The organism is uncultured Agitococcus sp., from assembly GCF_937920075.1.
GTDB lineage: Bacteria > Pseudomonadota > Gammaproteobacteria > Pseudomonadales > Moraxellaceae > Agitococcus.
In genome coordinates, this window is record NZ_CALETI010000431.1 from 1 (window position 1) to 4,986 (window position 4,986).

Annotated in this window: 5 protein-coding genes; 4 read left to right on the plus strand and 1 reads right to left on the minus strand. The window is 38.1% G+C overall.

Annotated elements, in window-relative coordinates; translation table 11 throughout:
* The coding region (gene queE, locus Q0212_RS14555) for a 7-carboxy-7-deazaguanine synthase QueE (RefSeq protein WP_297926840.1) at positions 1–646 on the minus strand (646 nt) is incomplete at its 3' end.
* A gap of 139 nt (positions 647–785) precedes the next feature.
* Here queE and Q0212_RS14560 point away from each other — a divergent pair.
* From Q0212_RS14560 to Q0212_RS14575, 4 genes are all read left to right on the plus strand, one after another.
* On the plus strand, positions 786–1,127 hold the full coding sequence (locus Q0212_RS14560; protein WP_297926828.1) for an STAS domain-containing protein: 342 nt from the start codon (positions 786–788) through the stop codon (positions 1,125–1,127).
* Between the two features lie 47 nt (positions 1,128–1,174).
* On the plus strand, positions 1,175–1,654 hold the full coding sequence (locus tag Q0212_RS14565; protein ID WP_297926832.1) for an ATP-binding protein: 480 nt from the start codon (positions 1,175–1,177) through the stop codon (positions 1,652–1,654).
* Positions 1,655–1,697: 43 nt separating this feature from the next.
* Positions 1,698–3,869, plus strand: coding sequence for a glycoside hydrolase family 2 protein (locus tag Q0212_RS14570; protein WP_297926835.1), 2,172 nt, complete (start codon positions 1,698–1,700; stop codon positions 3,867–3,869).
* Positions 3,870–3,896: 27 nt separating this feature from the next.
* Positions 3,897–4,986: glycosyltransferase (locus Q0212_RS14575; protein WP_297926838.1), on the plus strand; the 1,090-nt coding region annotated here is incomplete at its 3' end.

Genomic DNA, 4,986 nt, shown 5'->3' on the forward strand with positions numbered 1-4,986 from the left:
ATTTATGGAGTTGCACTTGTAAACGAACAGCAAGTTTGTCGGCTAAAATCCATTCCGCTAGCTCACGAGGCTCTTGTTGCTGATGGCTCGGTGACAATAAAACATCACTGACGCGTTGACTGAGCTGATATTCATCCATTTTAAATTTTGCCCATTGATAGTCTTGACGACTACAAATGACAAATTTGATTTGGTCATTGGCCGTTAAGTGTTGCATATTTTCATAAAGATTACGGTGTGCCTCACCTGAGTCGGGCGTTTTTAGATCGACGACTTTACTGACACGTCGATCAACTTGACTGACATCTAACGCGCCACTAGTTTCTAACGAAACCTGATAACCCGCATCACATAAAGCGGTTAATAAGGGTAGGCAGTTGGGTTGTGCAAGCGGTTCACCACCTGTGACACAAACATATTTTGCGCCATAGTCAGCCACTTGCTGCATAATGGCGGTAAGGGTGTATTTTTCACCGCCTGTAAATGAATAAGTGGTATCACAATAACTACAACGTAACGGGCAGCCAGTTAAACGAATAAAAACCGTAGGTAAACCTACGGTTCGTGCTTCGCCTTGTAAAGAGAAGAAGATTTCGGTAATACGTAATTCTGCTAATAAAGAGTCAGTCACAGTAGCAAGCCTGATGCTAAAATCTAGAGGCTATTATTTTAACATATTCAGCTCGTCTGTGTTTAAATCCAATTAAAAGGTCAGCAGCCCCTATTGGTTTTATAGTGTAGGCAGTGTAGTATCATTAATAATAAATTGGATCGGAGAATTATAATTGGAAAGTTTAGCCATTAAAAATTTAGACAATAATAAGCTTGTTGTCGAAATACAAAAAAAACGCCTTGATGCTGCATTTGCTGTTAAATTTAGAGATGATATTTTGTCTTTAGTACAGCAAGGACATAACAAAATAATTTTTAATTTAAGCCAAGTCGAATTTATGGATAGCTCAGGTTTAGGTGCTTTAGTATCAGTGATGAAAGCCTTAGGTGGCAACCAAAATATGGTTTTGTGTGGTGTAAAGGATGCTGTATTAACCGTCTTTAAACTCACACGCATGGATAAAATTTTTGTGATTACTGCATCTGAGCCTGATGCTATATCACGATTATCGTAGTTTGATATGCTAGACATAATTAACGTTAATGCCAACAAAGGACAGTAATGATGAGTGTTCATGACTCTCAAATTAAGTTAACTATTAGGGCAAGGTTGCCTGATGTCAGTACTTTGGGGGTTACAATACGAGTATTGGCAGACGAGTTTGGCTTAGAAATGATGGCTTGTACAGAAATAGAACTAGCTGTTGTTGAGGCTGTCACTAATGTTGTTAAGCATGGTTTAAATAAATCACCAGACGCATTAATTGAAATAACGTTGTATTCTACAGATCAGTTATTAGCAATTACCATTTTTGATCAAGGAATTCCAATGCCTGCCGATGCTTTAGATGCGGCAGATGGCTCTGTATTTGATTATATTGCTGAGGATATAGAAGGGTGGCCAACTTCAGGGATGGGTTTATCTTTGATTAAAGCGGTTATGGATGAAGTGCAATATAGCCATGACGAAACAGGCAATACCTTACGTTTGATCAAAAAAAAGCTAATAACAGAGTCAACACATGTTCAGGCAGATAACTAAGCTATTCATATTAAATTTAGCTTTTTTAGACAATGTTTGGGCTGTGACAGATATTAGCTTAGCAGGAGATTGGTGGTATCAAACAGCCAATCTAAAACCAGCTGATATTTATTTACCGTCTTCTAAAAGTCATTTACAACGTGATTCATGGCAAAAAATTACTATCCCTAATAACTGGTATTCTGCTGGTTTGGATTTTTCAGGGGCTGTTTGGCATAAAAAAACGTTTAATTTAGGTGATAATTTAGACACAAAACAAGCTACGTTACATTTTAAAGCGGTGGACTATGCTGCTGATGTTTGGTTGAATGGTCAATACTTGGGTTTTCATGAAGGATATTTTGAACCATTTAATTTTGATGTAACAGGATTATTAAAAAAACAAGATAATTTATTAGTCGTAAGAGTGGATAGTCCTTATGAACCCATCGAAAAGGTATGGTCATTAAAAAAACGCCAAATTAAGGGTGTTTTAAATCATCATGATACGCGGCCTGCTGGTGCATGGTCGGTCAATGGGCAAGACGCAAACTCGGGTGGAATTTGGCAAGAGGTTTGGTTGCATTTCTCTGACCAACTCAGTATTCAACATTTGACTGTTGAACCCGTCATAAAAGATGCCATTCTCACGGATAAAGTTGATAACTTAGCCTTACAAATACAATTACAACTGTCGATAGCTCAGCCCCAAGCATTAAAAGCTAAAATCGCCATAGAGCAAATTAATGGTAAAGACAATAAACCGCCAGTCAATATAGATATTGATGCTAGTCAATTAGTCAAAGTGAGCGAAAATCAATATCAAATTTCTCAATCTGTATTAGTTAATCAGTTAAAAACGTGGTGGCCTCAAGGTTATGGAGAATCTGCTGTTTATCGTCTCAAGATTGATTTGGTTGATGAAAAGAATCAATTATTGGATAGCATGACTCAGCGTTTTGCGCTAAGAACAATACGTTACGATGATGATCAGTTTGCTTTTTATATCAATGGTCGGCGATTGTTTTTACGAGGCACAAACTATATTGCCTCGCCGTGGTTAGGCGAGGTTAAGCGTCAAGATTATCAACGTGATTTAGTGTTGATGCAGCAAGCGAATATTAATGCCGTTCGTGTCCATGCGCATATTGCAGGCCAAGACTTTTATGAGCTTGCTGATGAATTGGGTATGTTAGTTTGGCAAGATTTTCCTTTGCAGTGGGGTTATGATGATAGTCCCGAATTTGCCAATGAAGCAGTAAGACAAGCTAAAGCAATGTTGACTGTATTACGTCATCATCCATCAATCTTTGCATGGTCTGGTCATAACGAACCACCGTGGAATGCGCCGTGGATGAAGTATAAATATCCAGATTATAAGCCACAGCAAAATCGTTATTTAACGGATGCTGTTGGTGCTGTTTTGGCAACTGATAAAACACGTTACAGTCATGATTACTCAGCAACCGATGAACATTTATGGATGGGATGGTATTCTGGTAATTGGAAAGAGCATGCCAAACGTAGTAAAGTAACGATTGTCAGTGAGTTTGGCGCACAAGCTTTGCCCGATGTTGCACGTTTAAAAAAGATTATTCCTGCCAGTGATTTATGGCCAAGAACCCTAGATGCCAAAGACCCGATGTGGAAAAGTTGGGATTACCATAATTTTCAAGTGCAAGAAACCTTTAAAAATGCGGGCATTAGTCGTGGTGATTCATTAGAAAGTTTTGTCAAAAACTCTCAAGAATATCAAGCAAAGCTCACTCAATTAGCAGGTGAGTCATATCGCAGGCAACGTTATCAACCTGTTGCTGCTATGTTCCAATTTATGTTTAATGAAACATGGCCTTCTATTAATTGGGGCGTCATGGATTATACGCGTCAAGCTAAAGCAGGGTATTGGGCATTAAAACAAGCTTATCAGCCAGTTTTGGCAAGCATAGAATGGGATGTTGATAAACTAAAAACCAACGATGAAGCACGTTTTATGTTATGGTCGATTAATGATACTTGGCAAGATTATCCATCGTTAAAATTGCGTTATCGCTTATTATTAGCCAATAAAGTGATAAAAGAAGGACAAAAAGAGATTAATTTAATGGCAGATGAAGCAAATCCTGAATGGGAATTAAAATGGCGAGGTTTGTCTCAAGGGAGTTATCGTTTAGAGGCAATATTAAGCCAGCAAAAAAAGATAATCAGTAATAATAGTTTTGAGTTTGTTGTTGAATAAAAACAGTTTTGCCTAATAGGATATGTTATGGCTTTTTATTTTGAAAAATTCGAGCATCGTAAACCACCAGAGCCAGTTCCGCATCGTCCATATATAGAGCTTGTTTGGCAGTTTTTAGCGGTGATTGCCTTAGTGTTAGGTGGCAATTATATTTATTGGCGATGGACAGCATCTTTAAATTATGATGCCTTGTGGTTTGCTATTCCTCTAGCCTTTGCGGAGACGTGTGCTTATTTTGGTCTGTTTTTGTTTGCATTTAATTTATGGAAAGTTAAAGATTATCCACAACAAGAACCGCCAAAAACGATAAGTGACTGTTTAGCTCACGCGCTAGATGATCATGAAGATAGACCTGTCAGTGTTGATTTATTTATTGCAACCTATAGCGAAGAAGAAGAATTAGTCAGACTGTCTATTAAAGATGCTAAAAATGTAAATTATCCTCATTATATTGATTATAAAATATTTGTTTTGGATGATGGTCGCAGAGCTTCTATGAAAGCTGTATGTGATGAAGAGGGAGTGGGGTATATCACTCGTAGTAATAATATTGGTTTTAAAGCAGGAAACTTGCGTAATGCCATGGAAAAAACCCATGGTGATTTTATTGTGATTTGTGATGCTGACACTCGTGTTTTTCCGACTATTTTAGAAGATACACTGGGTTATTTTCGTGATCCAAAAGTGGCATGGGTACAAACCCCACAATGGTTTTATGATATTCCAGAAGGCAAACCATTGCCTGATGTGTGGCAAAAATACGCAGGGCGTTTGGGTTATTATGCAGGACGAGGCTTAGAAAAAGTCGTTGGCCCGATTCAATTAGGACGAGACCCCTTTGTGAATGATCCACAAATGTTTTATGACATTATTCAACGACGTCGTAATTGGGCAAATGCTTCGTTTTGTTGCGGTGCAGGTTCAATTCATCGCCGTGAAGCGGTTATGCAAGGCGCATTAAGAGCTTATGCTAATGCGATTGAAAAAGAAGTTCATCATCAAACAAAAGATGTTGATGATGCAGAGTTACGCGAAACTTTGCAAGATGCTATTCGTACTCAAGCTGTGATGGATACCGAATTAACCCCCTATAAATTTCATGTTTCAGAAGATATTT

Coding starts and splice junctions, on each gene's coding strand:
- Q0212_RS14565 (WP_297926832.1), top strand. CDS start 1,175: ATGATGAGTGTTCATGACTCTCAAATTAAGTTAACTATTAGGGCAAGG.